Source organism: Microbacterium sp. NPDC087868, from assembly GCF_044900755.1.
Taxonomy (GTDB): domain Bacteria; phylum Actinomycetota; class Actinomycetes; order Actinomycetales; family Microbacteriaceae; genus Microbacterium; species Microbacterium galbinum.
Genome location: NZ_JBJDNO010000001.1, coordinates 261,814 through 279,402, shown reverse-complemented (window position 1 = coordinate 279,402; position 17,589 = coordinate 261,814). Strand labels below are relative to the sequence as shown.

At 69.0% G+C, this 17,589-nt stretch carries 20 protein-coding genes; 12 read left to right on the top strand and 8 right to left on the bottom strand.

Annotation, left to right across the window (positions count from 1 at the left end; genetic code table 11):
• The first annotated feature begins 45 nt into the window (after positions 1 to 45).
• The gene (locus ACI2JZ_RS01385; RefSeq protein WP_017202249.1) at positions 46 to 294 is read left to right on the top strand and encodes an acyl carrier protein; all 249 of its coding nucleotides are present in this window, start codon (positions 46 to 48) and stop codon (positions 292 to 294) included.
• A 95-nt stretch (positions 295 to 389) separates the two neighbouring features.
• Complete coding sequence (locus ACI2JZ_RS01380) at positions 390 to 1,634, top strand: beta-ketoacyl synthase (RefSeq protein ID WP_247956291.1); 1,245 nt, start codon at positions 390 to 392, stop codon at positions 1,632 to 1,634.
• A gap of 65 nt (positions 1,635 to 1,699) precedes the next feature.
• On the opposite strand, the gene ACI2JZ_RS01375 is transcribed toward ACI2JZ_RS01380, so the two are convergent.
• Positions 1,700 to 2,398, bottom strand: a complete 699-nt coding sequence (locus tag ACI2JZ_RS01375; protein ID WP_404596293.1) for a YitT family protein — start codon at positions 2,396 to 2,398, stop codon at positions 1,700 to 1,702.
• Positions 2,399 to 2,470: 72 nt separating this feature from the next.
• Between ACI2JZ_RS01375 and ACI2JZ_RS01370 the strand changes: the two genes are divergently transcribed.
• Positions 2,471 to 3,874, top strand: coding sequence for a PLP-dependent aminotransferase family protein (locus ACI2JZ_RS01370; RefSeq protein ID WP_247622284.1), 1,404 nt, complete (start codon positions 2,471 to 2,473; stop codon positions 3,872 to 3,874).
• Positions 3,875 to 4,047: 173 nt separating this feature from the next.
• Here ACI2JZ_RS01370 and ACI2JZ_RS01365 read toward each other — a convergent pair whose 3' ends face one another.
• Together ACI2JZ_RS01365 and ACI2JZ_RS01360 are read right to left on the bottom strand one after the other, a co-directional pair.
• On the bottom strand, positions 4,048 to 4,551 hold the full coding sequence (locus ACI2JZ_RS01365; protein ID WP_247956294.1) for a DUF3145 domain-containing protein: 504 nt from the start codon (positions 4,549 to 4,551) through the stop codon (positions 4,048 to 4,050).
• 183 nt (positions 4,552 to 4,734) lie between these two features.
• Complete coding sequence (locus ACI2JZ_RS01360; RefSeq protein ID WP_247622282.1) at positions 4,735 to 5,508, bottom strand: hypothetical protein; 774 nt, start codon at positions 5,506 to 5,508, stop codon at positions 4,735 to 4,737.
• A 175-nt stretch (positions 5,509 to 5,683) separates the two neighbouring features.
• Between ACI2JZ_RS01360 and ACI2JZ_RS01355 the strand changes: the two genes are divergently transcribed.
• Both ACI2JZ_RS01355 and ACI2JZ_RS01350 read left to right on the top strand, forming a co-directional pair.
• Positions 5,684 to 7,684, top strand: a complete 2,001-nt coding sequence (locus ACI2JZ_RS01355) for a DUF262 domain-containing protein (RefSeq protein WP_404596292.1) — start codon at positions 5,684 to 5,686, stop codon at positions 7,682 to 7,684.
• A 48-nt stretch (positions 7,685 to 7,732) separates the two neighbouring features.
• The gene (locus ACI2JZ_RS01350; protein ID WP_404596291.1) at positions 7,733 to 8,980 is read left to right on the top strand and encodes an alpha/beta fold hydrolase; all 1,248 of its coding nucleotides are present in this window, start codon (positions 7,733 to 7,735) and stop codon (positions 8,978 to 8,980) included.
• A gap of 105 nt (positions 8,981 to 9,085) precedes the next feature.
• On the opposite strand, the gene ACI2JZ_RS01345 is transcribed toward ACI2JZ_RS01350, so the two are convergent.
• The 3 genes from ACI2JZ_RS01345 to glgA form a co-directional block, all read right to left on the bottom strand.
• Positions 9,086 to 9,343: a type B 50S ribosomal protein L31 gene (locus ACI2JZ_RS01345; RefSeq protein ID WP_021200734.1), complete on the bottom strand. Its 258-nt coding sequence runs from the start codon at positions 9,341 to 9,343 to the stop codon at positions 9,086 to 9,088.
• A 92-nt stretch (positions 9,344 to 9,435) separates the two neighbouring features.
• On the bottom strand, positions 9,436 to 10,221 hold the full coding sequence (locus ACI2JZ_RS01340) for an ABC transporter ATP-binding protein (protein WP_247622279.1): 786 nt from the start codon (positions 10,219 to 10,221) through the stop codon (positions 9,436 to 9,438).
• Positions 10,222 to 10,238: 17 nt separating this feature from the next.
• Positions 10,239 to 11,423 carry a glycogen synthase gene (gene glgA / locus ACI2JZ_RS01335; protein ID WP_404596290.1) on the bottom strand — a complete coding sequence of 395 codons (1,185 nt, stop codon included), beginning with the start codon at positions 11,421 to 11,423 and terminating at the stop codon, positions 10,239 to 10,241.
• Positions 11,424 to 11,469: 46 nt separating this feature from the next.
• Between glgA and glgC the strand changes: the two genes are divergently transcribed.
• From glgC to ACI2JZ_RS01320, 3 genes are all read left to right on the top strand, one after another.
• Entirely contained in the window at positions 11,470 to 12,714 is a 1,245-nt protein-coding gene (glgC, locus tag ACI2JZ_RS01330) for a glucose-1-phosphate adenylyltransferase (RefSeq protein ID WP_247622277.1), read from the top strand.
• Between the two features lie 47 nt (positions 12,715 to 12,761).
• A complete protein-coding gene (gene serB / locus ACI2JZ_RS01325) occupies positions 12,762 to 13,397 on the top strand; it encodes a phosphoserine phosphatase SerB (RefSeq protein ID WP_404596289.1) in 636 nt (211 codons plus the stop codon).
• 71 nt (positions 13,398 to 13,468) lie between these two features.
• A complete protein-coding gene (locus ACI2JZ_RS01320; RefSeq protein ID WP_247622275.1) occupies positions 13,469 to 14,167 on the top strand; it encodes an alpha/beta fold hydrolase in 699 nt (232 codons plus the stop codon).
• A gap of 68 nt (positions 14,168 to 14,235) precedes the next feature.
• Here the strand turns inward: ACI2JZ_RS01320 and ACI2JZ_RS01315 are convergent, their stop codons facing one another.
• On the bottom strand, positions 14,236 to 14,946 hold the full coding sequence (locus ACI2JZ_RS01315; RefSeq protein ID WP_336640222.1) for a beta-ketoacyl-ACP reductase: 711 nt from the start codon (positions 14,944 to 14,946) through the stop codon (positions 14,236 to 14,238).
• A gap of 142 nt (positions 14,947 to 15,088) precedes the next feature.
• Between ACI2JZ_RS01315 and ACI2JZ_RS01310 the strand changes: the two genes are divergently transcribed.
• From ACI2JZ_RS01310 to ACI2JZ_RS01295, 4 genes are read left to right on the top strand one after another with little or no spacing between them, the layout of a single operon-like run.
• Complete coding sequence (locus ACI2JZ_RS01310) at positions 15,089 to 15,604, top strand: DUF4190 domain-containing protein (RefSeq protein WP_404596288.1); 516 nt, start codon at positions 15,089 to 15,091, stop codon at positions 15,602 to 15,604.
• A gap of 53 nt (positions 15,605 to 15,657) precedes the next feature.
• Entirely contained in the window at positions 15,658 to 16,008 is a 351-nt protein-coding gene (locus tag ACI2JZ_RS01305) for a DUF3099 domain-containing protein (RefSeq protein ID WP_404596287.1), read from the top strand.
• Entirely contained in the window at positions 16,005 to 16,199 is a 195-nt protein-coding gene (locus ACI2JZ_RS01300) for a hypothetical protein (RefSeq protein ID WP_404596286.1), read from the top strand. The genes ACI2JZ_RS01305 and ACI2JZ_RS01300 overlap by 4 nt, the downstream gene beginning before the upstream one ends.
• A complete protein-coding gene (locus ACI2JZ_RS01295; RefSeq protein ID WP_247622270.1) occupies positions 16,196 to 17,005 on the top strand; it encodes an SURF1 family protein in 810 nt (269 codons plus the stop codon). Before ACI2JZ_RS01300 ends, ACI2JZ_RS01295 begins: the two co-directional genes overlap by 4 nt.
• A gap of 2 nt (positions 17,006 to 17,007) precedes the next feature.
• On the opposite strand, the gene ACI2JZ_RS01290 is transcribed toward ACI2JZ_RS01295, so the two are convergent.
• Complete coding sequence (locus ACI2JZ_RS01290; RefSeq protein WP_404596285.1) at positions 17,008 to 17,586, bottom strand: pyridoxamine 5'-phosphate oxidase family protein; 579 nt, start codon at positions 17,584 to 17,586, stop codon at positions 17,008 to 17,010.
• Positions 17,587 to 17,589 lie beyond the last annotated feature (3 nt).

Genomic DNA, 17,589 nt, shown 5'->3' with positions numbered 1-17,589 from the left:
TGTTCCACGGTTCCGAAAACAACCCGTAAGAAAGAGGAAGACCACATGGCTTTCACCAACGATGAGGTCCTCGCCGGCCTCGCAGAGCTCATCACCGACGAGACCGGCATCAACGCCTCCGAGGTCGCTCTCGAGAAGTCGTTCACCGACGACCTCGACATCGACTCGATCTCGATGATGACGATCGTCGTCAACGCCGAGGAGAAGTTCGGCGTCACCATCCCCGACGACGAGGTCAAGAACCTGAAGACCGTCGGCGACGCCGTCAACTTCATCGTCGCGGGCCAGGAGTAATCCACGAGGGATGCCACCCCCGCATCGTCGGGGCGTGGCATCCTCCGTCCTGCCCCCCACCCTGCTCTGAATCCCGTCCGACAAGGAACCACACCATGACCAAGCGCATCGTCGTCACCGGCATCGGCGCCACGTCCGCCATCGGCGGGACAGCTCCGGAGAACTGGACCAACCTCCTCGCAGGCGCCTCCGGCACCCGCGCACTCGAGCACGACTGGGTCGCCCAGTACGAGCTCCCCGTCACCTTCGCCGCCGAGGCGATCGTGCGGCCCGAGGAAGTCCTCCCGCGCCATGAGGCCAAGCGCCTCGACCCTTCTTCCCAGTTCGCCCTGATCGCCGCCCGTGAGGCCTGGGCCGACGCGGGCTCCCCCGAGGTCGCCCCCGAACGCCTCGGCATCGACTTCGCCACCGGCATCGGCGGTCTCTGGACCCTCCTCGACGCATGGGACACCCTGCGTGAGAAGGGACCCCGCCGCGTCATGCCGCTCACCGTCCCGATGCTCATGCCCAACGCCGCGGCCGGCAACCTCTCGCTCCAGTTCGGCGCCCGCGCCTACGCGCAGACCGTCGTGAGCGCCTGCGCCTCGAGCACCGAGTCGATCATCCACGCGTTCCACCACCTGCAGGAGGGGCTGGCCGACGTCGTCATCGCCGGTGGCACCGAATCGGCGATCCACCCGATCACGATGGCCTCCTTCGCCTCGGCGCAGGCCCTGTCGCGTCGCAACGACGACCCCGCGACCGCTTCCCGTCCCGGCGCGATCGACCGTGACGGCTTCGTCATGGGCGAGGGTGCGGCAGCGCTCATCCTCGAGACCGAGGAGCACGCGAAGGCCCGTGGTGCGAAGATCTACGGCTACGTGCTCGGCGGCGGCGTGACGGCCGACGCCTACCACATCACCGGCAACGACCCCGAGGGCACGGGAGCGGCGCGCGCCGTCACCCAGGCGCTCGAGGAGGCGGGCATCACCGCCGATCAGGTCACGCACATCAACGCGCACGCGACGTCGACCCCGGTCGGAGACCCGAACGAGTACGTCGCGCTCAAGAAGGTCTTCGGCGACCGCATCGACGAGATCCCCGTGTCGGCGACCAAGGCATCGACCGGTCATTTGCTCGGTGGCACCGGCGCACTCGAGGCGATCTTCGCGCTGCTCGCGCTGCGCGACCGCGTCGCCCCGCCCACCATCAACATGACCGAGCCCGACCCCGCCGTGCCGTTCCGCCTCTCCGGCGAGCCGACGCCACTGGGTGACGGCCCGCAGTACGCGATCAGCAACTCCTTCGGCTTCGGCGGTCACAACGCCGTTGCAGTGTTCGCAGCGGCCGACAACGACTGAGTCGCGCACACGACGACGGCCCCCGGAGATCACTCCGGGGGCCGTCGTCGTGTGTCGGGGGGCGTTCAGCTCGGCACGGACGCCGCGGGCGGGGCGAGCCGCTGGGACCGTGCTACGCGCATCCGGGTGATCCGCGGCAGGAACCAGCCGATCAGCGGACCGACGCCGAAGGCGAAGAGCACCGTGCCCACGCCGACCGGCCCACCGAGCACGAACCCGACCAGCAGGACGCTCCCCTCGATCAACGTCCGCACGATCCACACCTTCCAGCCGGTGCGGCGCACGAGTCCGGTCATGAGTCCGTCGCGCGGTCCCGGGCCGAAGTCGGCGGCGATGTAGAGTCCGGTCGCGAAGGCGAGCAGCAGCAGACCGAAGATGAACATCGGCGCTCCGATCCAGACGGTCGGCGGAGCGGGCAGCACGAGCAGCGTGAGGTCGGCGGCGGGGCCGACCATCAGTGCGTTCAGCAGCGTGCCGAGGCCGACTCGCTGCCGCAGGGGGATCCACAGCAGCAGCACGACGATCGAGACGAGCACGGTCACGGTGCCGTAGCCGATGCCCGAACTCCCCGAGACGCCGAGTGCGAGGACATCCCAGGGAGCGACGCCGATCCCGCCCCGCACCATGAACCCGAGCGCCACGCCGTAGAGGAAGAGACCGAGCACGAGCTGCCCGAGGCGCTCGACGAGGTCGCGCCGACTCGTGGCGGTGACGGGCAGGAAGACGGCGCGCAGGTGCATCTCTCCATGGTGGATGTCGGTCATGCTCCGAATCCGAGTCCACTCCCCCAGAAGTGGCCTGCAGAAATCAGTCCACTTCTGCGCCATGCTGGAGGCATGGGATCACGACTCGTCGAACAGCTCGGAGCGCAGAACGCCGCCGGCGCCACGGCGTCCGCCCTCGCCGACCAGATCCGCGCGCTCGTACTCGACGGTCGCCTGACCGTCGGCGAGCGGCTTCCGAGCGAACGTGCGCTCGCCCTGGAGTTGCGCCGCTCCCGGTCGACGATCACCCGCGCGTACGGGCTCCTCGAGGCAGAGGGCTATGTCGCCCGGCTGCACGGCGGGAGCACCCGCATCACCCTTCCGCACGCCGACATCGTGACCATCCCGACCGACGACGACTCGGCCATCGACCTGTCGATCGCCTCGATGGACTCCACCCCCGGCCTGTACGACGCCACCGTGCGCTCCCTCCCGCGCCTCGCCGCGATGCGGGGCACGAGCGGCTATTCGTTGCGCGGCCTCCCCGAGCTCCGCGAGGCCGTCGCTGCTCGCTTCTCCGAGCGCGGCGTCGAGACCTCGGCCGACGAGATCATGATCACCTCGGGCGCTCTGAACGCCCTCAACCTGGTGCTCGCGACGATCGGACGACGGGGAGAGCGCGCGCTCGTCGAGCAACCGACCTTCCCACACGCGCTCGAGGCGCTTCATCGTCACGGCTACCGCCTGGTGCCGACCCCCGTCGACGTCGAGGGCTGGGATGCCCGACACCTCGCCGAGACGCTCCTGAGCGTGCGACCGCATCTCGCCTACCTGATCCCGGACTTCCACAACCCGACGGGCGCGACGCTCCCCGATGACGAACGATCGCGCCTCGTCGCCACCGCGCGCAGCGCCGGGACCACGCTGATCGTCGACGAGACGACCACGGAACTCGACATCGACCGCGGGTGGGCGCCCACACCGATGGCGGCGTACGACCCCCGCGTCGTGACCGTCGGCTCGATGTCGAAGATCGCCTGGGGCGGCATGCGCATCGGCTGGATCCGCGCCGAACGGTCCCTCATCACTCGACTCCTCGCGGTGCGCCCCTCGTTCGAGCTCGGCACGGCCCTGCTCGAGCAGTGCATCGCCGTCGAGCTGCTCGCCGACATGCCGGCCCTCACCGCACACGTGCGCACGCGCTTGCGGGCAGGACGCGCGGCGGTCGAGGCGGGACTCGCCGCGCTTCCCGGCATCCGGATGCCGTCGACGCCCGGCGGTCTCTCGGCGTGGGTCGATCTCGAAGTTCCGGTCTCGACGGCGCTGTCGCTCGCGGCGCGCGAGCGGCAGCTCATCCTGCCGCCCGGGCCGCGGTTCACCACCGGAGGCGTGCTGGAGCGCCGGCTGCGCATCCCCATCACGCTGCCCCCGGAGCGGACGGCCGAGGCGATGACGCGCGTCGCCGAGTCCTGGGCGCATGTGCAGGGCGGGGCGGCTTCCCACGGCGACGACCTCCGCCACGCCGCGGTGATCTGACCGGGCCACTGCCTCTCCGACGACGGCACCTCCGACGACGAAGACCCCGCCGTTGCGAACAGGGGCGGGGTCTTCGTCTATGGAGCGGGGGACGTCTTCTCAGCGTCCGGGACGAATCACCGGCATCCGATACTCACGCCTCCCGCGCTCCAGGTCTGTGGGTCGGCGACACGTCAGCCGACCTTGTGCAGCCACACGACGCGGGCGTCGTCGCTCGCGTGGCGGAACGGCTCGAGCTCGTCGTCCCACGCGGAGCCGAGGGCGACGTCGAGCTCGCGCTGCAGCTCGATCGCACTGCCGGCGGCGATCTCCATCGCATACCGGATGCGATCCTCGCCGATGACGATGTTGCCGGCGGCATCCGTCTGGGCGTAGTGGATGCCGAGGTCCGGGGTGTGCAGCCAGCGTCCACCGTCGCTACGGGGAGTCGGATCCTCGGTCACCTCGAAACGCAGGTGCTCCCACCCGCGGATCGCGGTCGCGAGAGCGGCGCCGGTACCCACCGGGCCATCCCAGTAGAACTCGGCGCGGCGGGCGCCGTCGAGCACGGGCTGGTCGGCCCAGTCGAAGTTCACCGCACGCCCGATAGCGCGACCCACCGCCCATTCGAGGTGCGGGCAGAGCGCGCGAGGTGCCGAGTGGATGTACACCACTCCGCGTGCGTAAGCCGTCGCCATGATCTCTCCGTTTCATCAGGTGCGTCTTCCCCAACGACCTGAACTGAAATCAGCGACGATATGCGGTTATGCGCCCATTCTCGCCCACGATCCTGGAAACCACAAGCATGTGATTCCACGGGAAAGGCCCCGGTCGCGACGACCGGGGCCTTTCGTGGAGACGGGTCTCCGAGGTGCAGAGGATCAGGCCTCGCTCATCGCCTGCTTGACCTGCTGGCCCTTGGCGGCGTAGTACGCGGCGCGCGCGGCATCCTTGCGGGCCTGCTCGGCGTAGCCGTGCTCGAGCACCTCCTGCGGAACCTCGACGTTGGGAACGTCATCGGTGCCGTGGTACTTCTCGATGTACGCGTCGAGCTCCGGGCCCGAGGTCCACGAGGTGATGAGGCAGTAACGCGGCTCGGTGCCGTTGTGCGTCGCGGCGTGCCACAGGCGCTGCGTGTCCACGATGAGCTGCGCGCCGGCCGGAAGCGCGATGCGGTACTCGATGCTCGGGTCGGTGCGGTTCTCGCGCAGGACGAAGTAGCTGTCCTTGTCGTCGGTGAGGTTGAAGAAGCCGCGAACCACCCACCCCGTGCCGTCCGGGTTCAGACGGTTGTTGTCATCCTGGTGCAGGTTGTAGAGGCAGTCGCCGTACGGGGTCGGCTGCAGTTCGATGACCCGGCAACGCCCGACGTTGGCACCGGGCTCCTGCGCGCGGCGCGTGAGGTTCGGGGCCTTGGCGGTCTGCGAATCGATCCAGACGCCGTCCTTGTCGGTGCGGGGCGGCTTGTGGTTCCAGAAGCCGTTGCACTCGATGTCTCCGAAGGCGCTGGCGAGCGGCGCGAATCGCGTGTCGCCCGAGGACTTCCAGTCGTTGTACTCGATGTCCAGCCACTCTTTGGGGTCGAGTTCCTGGTTGTAGCTGTCGAGGACGACGAAGCCCTTCTCCTCCAGCGCTTTGGACTTGATGTATCCCATGATCGAGTCATGTTCCTTTCATCGGGGGCCAGCACGTTTTAACAGGCCCTGATAAGGCAAGCCTAACAGCGAGCGGTGCGTGCGCTTCGGATGCGGCCGTGAATAACCGAATAGACTGAAAACGGTGCCGGGTTCACCCTCGACATCGCGCGCTACGGGAGGACGAGACACCAGTATGAGCACCGCCACCAACGTCGAGGCGACAGCAGTCAACACGATCGAGTGGCTCGCGGCGGGGTCGACCACCATCGTCGTCCCCGTGTACCAGCGGCAGTACCGGTGGGACATCGGCGGGTGCGAGAGACTGCTCTCCGACATCCGCTCCGTGGCGGACGCCGACGAATCCCACCGCCACTTCATCGGCTCGATCCTCTCCGCGCAGGACGGCGCGACCGACGACGACCTGATCCTCATCGACGGGCAGCAGCGCATCACGACGCTCACCCTCCTCATCGCCGCTCTGCACCACAGCGTGCGAGGCACCGACCCGCAGCTCGCCGCCGACCTCGAGAGGGTTCTCGTGCGCGCCGACGATCCGTCCCGCACCAAGCTGCGCCCGCACGACGCCTGGGCCGGGCTGTACGAATCGGTCGTGCTCGATCGGCGCGACGACGCCGACCGGGAATCCCGCTTCGATGACAACTACGCGTTCTTCCGGAGTCAGGTGCACGCCGACGAGGTCGCACGCATCTGGCGCGGGCTGCAGCGACTCGAGCACGTGTCGATCACGCTCGGCGCGCAGGCGAACGCGCAGCAGATCTTCGAGAGCCTGAACTCGACGGGTGAACCCCTGCGCGACCACGAGCTCATCCACAACTACATCCTGATGGGGCTCACCCACGCCGAGCAGCTCGACGTGGAGGCCCGGTTCTGGCTGCCGATCGAACGCCACACGGGTGAGACGATCGGCGCCTTCTGGCGGCACTACCTCGTGATGACGACCGGGCGCGAACTCGCGGCGAACGGCGAGCACGGCGTCTACAGCGCCTTCCGCCACTCGTTCCCCCGGGTCGATGCGGAGCGGCTGCAGGCGGATGCCGAGGTCTGGCGCCACTACGCCGAGATCTACGGCATCCTCCTCGACCCCTCGCTCGAGAGCGATCCGGAGATCGCCCGACAACTGCGCTTCGTGAACACCTTCGGTCGCGCGGCCTACCCGCTCGTGCTCAGCGCCTACAGCGACCACTCCCGCGGGGTCATCGAGCGCGACGAACTGATCGAGACGCTCGAATGGATCCAGGCGCTCTACCTGCGCCGCACCCTCGTGAACCTGCCCAACGAGCGCCTGGTCGCCCGGCTCTGCCGCGCCCGCTCGCAGGGGCGGGAGGCGCTGGCTCGCGCCTTCGCACGCATCACCCCCTCCGACGAGCGGGTCAGCGCGGTGCTGAAGTACAGTGAGCTCCCCTACGCCGCCTACGTGCTCGGCCGTCTCGAAGGCGTCGAGGATCCCCTCGAATTCGACGTCGAGCACATCGTGCCCACCGTCCCCGGCGACGCCTGGTCGGGGGACGGGGCGCGCACGTGGAGCGAATACAGCGAGGACGAGCAGAACAGCCACCGCGCGCTCGCCCCCACGCTGGGCAACCTCACGCTGCTGGAACAGCACCTCACCGAGAGCGTCTTCGGCGCCTCGTTCCCGGTCAAGCGCGCGGATGCCTACGCGCGGAGCAGCGTCGCCGCGACTCGGGAGCTGGATGCCATCGACCAGTGGAACACCGCGGCGATCACGGCCCGCACCGTGCGCCTCACCGCCGAGCTGCTGCAGGTCTGGGCGCGACCGGCCCTGCCCGAGATCGACGACGACGGACTGACCCCGATCCTCGACGCCGTCCGCCGTCGCGGCTGGCCCGCCGGTTGGGAGCGCGAGTTCGACTACGTCGAGTACCGCGGCGAGCGGTGGGAGGTGTACGACGTCAAGCATCTCTTCAACCGGGTCCTGCGTCGCGCCTGGACCGACACCCGTGCCGCCGCCCTGTCGTACTCGGCAGCGCACGGCGGCCCCATCTACGACGGCATGGCCTGGAAGGGGCAGTGGGACGAACTCACCGACGGCCACCACCTCTACATGGGCTGGGACTCGAACTACATGATGAGCGCCGTGCAGGGGGTGCTCGAGGAGGCCGGCATCGCCGCCGAGGTGTTCGTCAAGTACTCCTACATCGGCAACGTGATGTAGCGCCGGCTGCACCTTCGCCCTGGGCCGCTGCTCGATAGGATCGAAGACGTGACTACCGTCGTGCGCCGCCTGCTGGATCTGACCGTCGAAGAGCACACGCTCACCGTCCCGCTCGTCTGGGGTGATCCCGCCGACAGCCGCACCATCGAGGTGTTCGCCGCCGTCGTCTCGCGTCCCGGCGGCGAGACGCTCCCCTACCTGGTGTTCCTCCAGGGCGGCCCGGGCAGCGAGGCGCCCCGCCCGTTCCACGCCGCCACCTCGCCGGCCTGGCTCGACGAGGCACTCGCGCACTATCAGGTCGTGCTGCTCGATCAGCGCGGCACGGGGCGCTCGACTCCCGTCTCCGATGGCGACCTGGCACTCGGTTCCTCGGTCGTCGCCGAGCACCTCACCCATCTGCGGGCCGACGCGATCGTGCGCGACTGCGAGGCGATGCGCCAGCACCTCGGCGCCGAGCAGTGGAGCGTGCTCGGCCAGTCCTTCGGCGGCTTCACGACCCTCGCCTACCTCTCCACCGACGCCGACTCCCTGACCGACGTGTTCATCACGGGAGGGTTGAGCGCGATCGGCCGCCACCCCGACGACGTCTACGCCCTCTGCTACGACAAGATGCGCGATGCCTCGGAGCGCTACTACCGGCGCTTTCCCGAGCACCGCGACGCGATGCGGCGCCTGGTCGATCGTGCGGCCGCCGGTGACATCGTGCTCCCCGACGGCGAGGTCGTCTCGGTCTCCCGCCTCCGCTCCTTCGGGTCGGCCCTCGGAACGGATGCCGGATGGCAGACGGTGTGGTCGCTTCTCGAATCGGATCCGACGAAGAACGCGTTCCGCTACGACCTCATGAATGCGATGCCCTACGGCGGACGCAACCCGCTCTACTTCGCCTTCCACGAGTCCAGCTACGCCGATGGCCACGCCACGCGGTGGTCGGCCGAGCGCACCGAGCCCGCGGACTTCCGCGACGATCCGACGCTGTTCACCGGCGAGCACATCCGCCGCGATTGGACCGAGACGGTGCCGGCCTTCCAGCCCTGGCGGGATGTCGCCCTCGAGCTCGCCGAGTTCGAGTGGCCCTCGGTGTACGACGCCTCGGCGATCGCCGCGTCCGAGGCGACCGGCGCCGCCGCCGTCTATGTGAACGACGTGTACGTGCCCTACGAGTTCTCGCTCGAGACCGCGAAGCTGCTGCCGGGCGTCCACCTGTGGCAGACGAGCGAGCACGAGCACAACGGGCTGCGATCGGGCCCCGTGCTCAGCCGTCTCATCGACCTCGCGCACGGTCGACGCATCCGCTGAGCATGTCCGTCGCTCGGCGGATGCCGACGACGTGAACGCACGTCGTCGCGAGTACGACGAAGGCCCCGCTCTCCGAGGAGAACGGGGCCTTCGAGGCGGGGGTCCTTACTTGGACGATCCGCCGAAGCCCTTGAAGCGCTGGTTGAACTTCTCGACGCGGCCGGCCGAGTCCATGATGCGCTGCTTGCCCGTGTAGAACGGGTGCGAGGCCGAGGAGATCTCGACGTCGATGACGGGGTACTCCACGCCGTCCAGCTCGATGGTCTTGTCGCTCGAGACGGTGGAGCGGGTGAGGAAGGTCTCGCCCGAACCGAGGTCGCGGAACACGACTGCCTTGTACTCGGGGTGGATGTCAGTCTTCATGGGATTCCTTAGTTGCTGCCCTGGATTGTGCCAGGGACGAGGGAAGTCTGCGGTGCAGAGTGCACCAAGGGTCGATCTTATCAGATGACGGATCAGGATGCCGCGCGAGCCGCGTAGCGTCCGTCCTCGCTGCTGAGCGTGATCGGCATGCCGAACGCCTCCGTGAGCGCTTCGGCCGTGAGCGTCTCGCGGATCGGACCGGCCGAGACCACGCGCCCTTCACGCAGCAGCATGACGTGCGTGAATCCCACCGGGATCTCCTCGACGTGGTGCGTGACCATGAGCATGGCCGGAGTCGTCGGCGACGAGGCGTAGCCGCTGAGGAGCGCGAGGAGCTCCTCGCGCGATCCGAGGTCGAGCGAGGCGGTCGGCTCGTCGAGCAGGAGGAGTTCGGGGTCGGTCATCACGGCGCGGGCGATCTGGACGCGCTTCTGCTCGCCGTCGCTGAGAGTGCCGAAGGTGCGATCGGCGAGGTGGTCGAGCTTCCACTCCCCCAGCACGCGCAGCGCGCGGCGCTCGTCGATGTCCTCGTAGTCCTCGTTCCAGCGCCCGAGCACGGAGTACGCGGCGGTGAGCACTGTGTTGAGAACGGTCTCGTCGCGCGGAACCCGCTTGGCCATCGCCGACGAGGCGAAGCCGATGCGCGGGCGCACCTCGAACACGTCGGTGCGACCGAGGGTCTCGCCCAGCACCGTCACGGTTCCCGAGGTCGGGTGCATCAGCGTGTCGGCGAGCTGCAGCAGCGTGGTCTTGCCCGCGCCGTTGGGTCCGAGGACCACCCAGCGCTGGTCGTCCGCGACCTGCCAGGTCACGTGGTCGATGATGTTTCGCCCGTCGCGGCGCACGACGACATCGGTGAAATCCAGAGCGATCGGCATGCGACCAGCCTATCGGCTCAGGCGGTGAGCTCCGCGTAGAGCGCGCGGGTCGCGTCGGCGATCGACGACCAGCTGAACTCGCGCGTGGCCCGGTCCCGTCCGGCATCGCCGTAGACCCGCGCCTGCGCCGGATCCATGGCCACCTCGGTGAGCACGGCCGCGAGGTCGGCGACGTACCGATCGGGGTCGACCGGGGTACCGGTGCCGTCCTGCACCTGCTCGATCGGCACGAGGCGACCCGTCACGCGGTCGGCGACCACTTCGGGGATGCCTCCGGTCGCAGTGCCGACCACGGCCGCACCGCAGGCCATGGCCTCAAGGTTGACGATGCCCAGCGGTTCGTACACCGAGGGGCACACGAAGGTCGTGGCGGCGGTGAGGATCGCCGAGAGCTCGTCGCGCGGCAGCATCCGCTCGATCCAGATCACGCCGTCGCGGGTCTGCTGGAGCAACCGCACGCCCTCCTGAACCTCGGCCATGATCTCGGGGGTGTCGGGAGCTCCGGCGCAGAGGATCAACTGCACCTCGGGCGGCAGCAGCCGCGCGGCCTGCAGCAGATACGTGAGTCCCTTCTGGCGGGTGATGCGCCCGACGAAGACCACCGACGGACGGTTCGGGTCCATGCCGACGGATGCGAGGAACTCCGGGTTCTGCACGGGGCGCCAGCGTTCGACGTCGATTCCGTTGTGGATCACCCGGACCTTCGCGGGGTCGACCTGCGGGTAGCTGCGCAGGATGTCCGCCCGCATGCCCGCGCTCACGGCGATCACGGCCGCGGCGTTCTCGTAGGCGAGCTTCTCGATGCCGCTCGACACGGCGTAGCCGCCGCCGAGCTGTTCGGCCTTCCACGGGCGCAGCGGCTCGAGGCTGTGCGCGGTGAGCACGTGCGGGATGCCGTGCAGCTGCGCGGCGAGGTGTCCCGCGAAGTTCGCGTACCAGGTGTGACTGTGCACGACGTCGGCGCGCTCGATCGCGGCGACGATCTCGAGATCCGTTCCGAGCGTCTGCAGCGCGGCGTTCGCGGAGGCGAGTTCGGAGGGCGTGGAGTACGCGGCAGTACCCCGCTCGTCGCGCGGCGCACCGAAGGCGCGGACGCTCACGCCGATGCTTTCGCGGAGCGCCGCCACGAGCTCGGCCACGTGCACCCCGGCGCCGCCGTAGATCTCCGGCGGATACTCCTTCGTGATCATTTCGACTCGCATGTCTGAACGCTAGTACAGCGGGCCGGATCGCACCTAAGGTGGAGCCATGTCCGCTCCAAAGAAGATCTTCGGCATCATCCTCGCCGGCGGCGAGGGCAAGCGACTCATGCCGCTCACGGCCGATCGCGCGAAACCCGCGGTGCCCTTCGGCGGACAGTACCGATTGATCGACTTCGCGATCTCCAACCTCATCAACTCGGGCCTGCGGCAGGTCGTCGTGCTCACGCAGTACAAGTCGCACAGCCTCGACCGCCACATCTCGCAGACGTGGCGCATGTCGGCGCTGCTCGACTCGTACGTCACCTCCGTTCCGGCGCAGCAGCGCCTCGGCAAGCGGTGGTTCTCGGGCTCGGCCGACGCGATCCTGCAGAGCATGAACCTGCTCAACGACGAGAAGCCCGACATCGTCGTCGTGATCGGCGCGGACCACGTGTACCGCATGGACTTCCGGCAGATGATCGACGCGCACATCGCCTCGGGCGCGAAGGCCACCGTCGCCGGCATCCGCCAGCCCCTCGCTCTCGCGTCGCAGTTCGGCGTCATCGACACCGATCCCGAGGATCAGGGCCGGATCCGTGCGTTCCTCGAGAAGCCGACCGATGCCACCGGTCTGCCGGACGCACCGCACGAGGTGCTCGCCTCGATGGGCAACTACGTCTTCGACGCCGACGCTCTGATCGCGGCTGTCGAGACCGACGGCGAGTCCCCGACCTCCGGCCACGACATGGGCGGCGACATCATCCCCTACTTCGTCGGGCGCGGCGAGGCCGGTGTCTACGACATGAAGCGCAACGAGGTGCCCGGTTCCTCGCCGCGAGATCGCTCCTACTGGCGCGACGTCGGAACGATCGAGTCGTTCTTCGACGCCCACATGGACCTGATCTCGACCCTGCCCGTGTTCAACCTGTACAACACCGACTGGCCGATCCACTCGCAGACCGTGAACTCGCCCCCCGCGAAGTTCGTGCGCGACTCGGTCGGCCGCATCGGCAACGCGATCGATTCGATCGTCTCGCTGGGGTCCGTGCTGTCGGGAACGCACCTCGAACGCAGCGTGGTGGGTCCGTGGACTCTCGCCGGGGGCGGATCGACGATCACCGATTCCGTCGTGTTCGACCACGTGCACGTCGGAGCCGGATCCCGCGTGCATCGGGCGATCCTCGACAAGAACGTGGTGCTCGCCGACGGTGCGACCGTCGGTGTCGATCGGGAACGCGATCTCGCCCGCGGGTTCACGGTCACCGAGACGGGCATCACGGTTGTCGGCAAGGGACTGTACATCGAGCGCTGAGCGTCATCCGTCCGGCGGCGACGTCCGCGCTCGGTAGGCTCGACGTCGTGACCCCTGCGCGCTTCCTCGTCGTCCTCGATGCCGATTCGACCCTCATCCGCAACGAGGTGATCGAGCTGCTCGCCGACGAGGCCGGGCGCCGCGACGAGGTGCAGGCCGCGACCGAGGCCGCGATGCGCGGCGAGGTCGACTTCGCCGAGAGCCTGCGCACCCGTGTCGCGGCGCTCCGCGGCGTCTCGGTCGATGCCTTCCCCCGCGTTCTCGCGCGCATCGAGCCCACGCCGGGCGTGCGCGAGCTGACCGCCGCGGTGCACGCACGCGGCGGAGTCGTGGGCGTCGTGTCCGGAGGGTTCCACGAGATCCTCGACGACGTGGCCCCGACCCTCGGCGTCGATCGCTGGCGGGCCAATCGGCTCCGCGTGTCCGACGGGGCGCTGACCGGCGAGGTCGACGGCGCGATCGTCGACGCCGCAGCCAAAGCCGAGTCGCTCCTCGAGTGGGCCGCCGAGCTGGGTGTCGCCCGGCACGCGACGATCGCGATCGGAGACGGGGCGAACGACCTGAAGATGATGGCGGCGGCCGGCCTCGGACTCGCTTTCAACGCCAAGCCCGCCGTGCGCAACGCGGCGAGCCTCGTGGTCGGACCGCAGGACCTCGCCGAGGTCATCGCTCTTCTCCCCTGATCGGCCCCGCGGAGTTCGGCGATGTTCTGCGACCCCTCGCGGATGTCGGAGGCCGGCGCTAACGTCGGCCCATGGACATCATCCTCATCCCGGGCCTGTGGCTCGATGCCGAGAGCTGGAACGACGTGACACCCGTGCTGACGCGCGCGGGCCATCGCGTGCACCCTCTGACCCTGCCGGGCGTCGGAGCACCCGCGACGCGATCCGCCGACATCGGCATCGCCGACTGGGTCGACGCCGTCACGCAGAAGATCGACGAGCTCCCCGGAGAGCGGGTGGTCGTCGTCGGACACAGCGGCGGGGGAAACGTGGCCTGGGGCGCGGCGAACGCCCGCGCCGACCGCGTCTCCCGCGTGGTCTTCGTCGACACCGTTCCGCCGCCGCCCGGTCACGGCATCAGCGAGTTCGAGGTCGTCGACGGTGTAGTGCCGTTCCCGGGATGGGACTTCTTTCCCGATGAAGACGTGTTCGATCTCGATGCCGACACGCGTGCGCGCACCGCGCCGACCGCGAAGAGCGTCCCCGCGCGCGTGCCGACCGACGCGATCGCCTTCGAGGGCGATGCGCGCTTCGGAGTGCCGGTGACGATGCTGATGGGCGGACTCGACCAGGAGACGCTCGAGTCGGAGATCTCCGACTGGGGTCCCTACGGCGACGAGTACAGCGCGATCGACGACGTCGAGGTCGTGCGAGTCGGCTCCGGTCACTGGCCGCAGTTCACGGTGCCCCAGCGCCTCGGCGAACTGATCCTCGCCGCCGTCGCCCGCTGACCGACCGTCGGGGCGCGGTCAGCGGCGAGACCACTCGGAGAATCGAGGGGTGATCCGCGCGACGGGCGTCAGTGGCCCATTCCGAGGCCGCCGTCGACGGGGATGACGGCGCCCGAGATGTAGGCCGCGTCGTCACCCGCGAGCCAGGTCACGACGCCCGCGACCTCGTCGGGGCTCGCGAATCGTCCCGCGGGGATGTTGGCCTTGTACTGCTTCTGGGTGTCTTCGGGCAGCTCGGCGGTCATGTCGGTCTCGATGAAGCCGGGAGCGACGACGTTGGCCGTGATGCCGCGGCTGCCGAGTTCGCGCGTCAGCGAACGTGCGAAACCGACGAGGGCGCTCTTCGACGCCGAGTAGTTGATCTGGCCGGCCGAGCCGTACAGCCCGACGACGCTCGAGATCAGGATGACGCGGCCGAAGCGGGCACGCAGCATCCCCTTCGACGCGCGCTTGACCACGCGGAAGGTGCCTCCCAGGTTGGTGGCGATGACGCTGTCGAAGTCGTCCTCGCTCATGCGCAGGAGCAGGGTGTCCTTGGTGATGCCGGCGTTCGCCACGACGATCTCGATCGGGCCGAGCTTCTCCTCGACCTCGGTGAAAGCGGCGTCGATCGCGGCGGCATCCGTCACATCCGCGCGCACCGTGAGCGTGCCCTCGGGGCCCTCGCCGCTGCGCGCGGTGACGGCGACGCGATAGCCCTCGCGCACGAATCGCTCGGCGATCGATCGGCCGATGCCCCGGTTGCCTCCGGTGACGAGGACGACGCGCTGCTCACTCATGTTCATTCACTCCCGCTGTTCACGACGATCCGGCATCCGAACCGACACCGATCCTACCGAGGATGCTCCCCCGAGTCGGGCGCGCGGCGTTTGACACCCGCGCAGCGGGCTGGGAGCCTGATCTCGACGAAAGGGTCTCCGCGTGAGCGACAACACCACTCCCCCTCCAGCCGGCGGAACGCCGTACACTCCGCCGCCCGCCCCTCCCGTGCAGCCCACCCAGGCGTACCCGGGAGCCGCTCCCGTCTACGGCGCACCTGCCGCCCCCGGCTATGGGCAGCAGCCTCAGTCGCCGGTCCAGCCCGGCTACGGCGCGCCCCACCAGCCGTACGGCTACGCGCAGAATCCCTATCCCGTCTACCCGGCACCGCGTCCGACCAGCGGACTCGCGATCACCTCGCTCGTCTGCGGCATCGTGAGCTTTCTGTTCAGCTGGCTCTTCGTCCCGGCGCTCGCGTCCATCGCCGCGGTGATCACCGGGCACATGGCGCTGAAGAAGACGAAGAACGACCCGACCGTCGGCGGACGCGGAATGGCGTTCGCCGGTCTCATCCTGGGGTACGTCGTGCTCGGTATCGGCGTGCTGACGATCGCGATCTCGCTCATCAGCCTCCTCGCGTTCGGAGCGTTCACCCTCCCCTTCCTCTATAACAGCTGATCGCTGCACGAAGGCACTCCCGCCCCCGCCCACCGGCGTAGGCTGGAGGCATCGTGAACCGCAAGCACACCGTCCCCGCCGTGACCTCTCTGCCGCAGTCGCCGGCAGCCGAGTCCGATCACCGCGTGCGCCGCTATGCGATCACGATGACGATCCGCATCGTGTGCTTCGGCCTCATGGTCTTCGTGCAGCCTTACGGCTGGTACACATGGGTCTTCGCCGCCGCGGCCGCGGTGCTCCCGTACATCGCCGTGGTCTTCGCGAACGCCGGCAGCGACAGCACCGAATCGGGGGCGGAGTCCCCTCGGCAGGAGATCGAGGCGACACCGGCGGTCGCCCCGGAGCCGATCGAGGAAGCTCCCGGCATCATCACGATCCACGAGAAGCCGCAGGATCGCACGTGACCGATCTCATCTGCTCGCGCGCCGACTGCCGGAGCGCGGCGACGAAGCAGGTCGTCTGGCGCAATCCCCGCATCCACGCTGCGGACCGCGAGAAGATCTGGTTGGCGTGCGACGAGCACGTGGACTACCTGCACGACTACCTGGCGGCCCGCGACTTCCCGGTGACCGTCCGAAACGGAGTACCCGCGTGAGCAAGCGCCTGACCCGTTGGATGGTCTACGTCCTCATCGCGATCGGCTTCGCGGTCGCCTGCGCGTTCCTCTCCAATTGGCAGTTCGAGAGGAACGAGTCCCGCGCCGAGCAGATCGAACTGGTCGAGCAGAACTACGATGCCGACCCGGTCCCGCTCGGAGACCTGATCGGCGACGACGACCTCCTCCAGCCCGGCGATGAGTGGCATCCGGTGCTGCTCCGCGGCGAGTACCTCTCCGACCAGCAACTGCTCGTGCGCAACCGGCCGCACGGCGGCACCAGCGCCTTCGAGGTCCTCGTGCCGTTCCGTGACGTCGACGGTCGCGTGTTCATCGTCGACCGCGGCTGGGTTCCCCCGGGCGACGGCGACACCCCGGATGCGGTTCCCGAGGCCCCGAGCGGTACCGTCGAGGTCGTCGCGCGACTCCGCCCGAGCGAGCAGGTCCCGGCCTCCGGGCGCGGTGCCCCCGAAGGGCAGGTGCCGACCATCAACCTGCCGACGATCGCCGGCCTCGTGGAGGGCGATGTCATCACCGCCGCCTACGGACAGCTCATCAGCGAAGATCCCGCGGGTACGCCGCTCGGAGGCTTCACGTCGCCCACCGACGATCCGGGGCCCCACCTGTCATACGCGATCCAGTGGATCCTCTTCGCGATCATGGGTTTCATCTTCATCGGCTACATCATCCGCACCGAGATCGTGAAGCACCGCGAGGAGGTCGAGGGCCGACCGGCCCCCGTCAAGGAGAAGCGTCGCCGGGACAAGGACGCCGACGTCGAGGACGAACTTCTCGACGCCCGCTGAGGTCAGCTCCCCGCCGCCCCGGCATCCGTTCGTCCCCATGCGCGGCCGTCGCGCTCGTAGACGACGCGGGTGTGCCGACGATCCTGCGAGCCCTGCCAGAACTCGATGCGTTCGGGCACGAGGCGCCACAGCACCCAGCCACCCGGCTCGATTCCCGCTCGGGCGGCAGCCGAGCGCGCGGAGAGATCGGCGGCGCTCTCCTCCCTCGCGGCTTCGACGACCCGCCCGCGCACGCGGACCGAACGCACCAGGGGCTGCCACCAGAAATTGAGCGCGGCAGCAGGATGCGCCGACAGCTGATCGCCCTTGCGCGACGCTCGAGGACCGGCGAACGCCCAGCCCCGTTCGTCGACGTCCTTGAGGATCAGCGCCCGCGCGTCCGGGATGCCGTCCGGGCCGACCGTCGCCAGCGTCGCCACGTGAGGCTCGGCCACTCCGGCATCCACGGCCGCACCGATCCAGTCGCGGAACAGCTCGAGCGGAGAATCCGGCAGCAGCGTCGCGTCCCAGATCGGCGCGTCGCCGATCAGAGTGGGTTGCGCCCGCAACCAGGAGGAGATCGTGCTCGGCGGGGTCGGCATGCT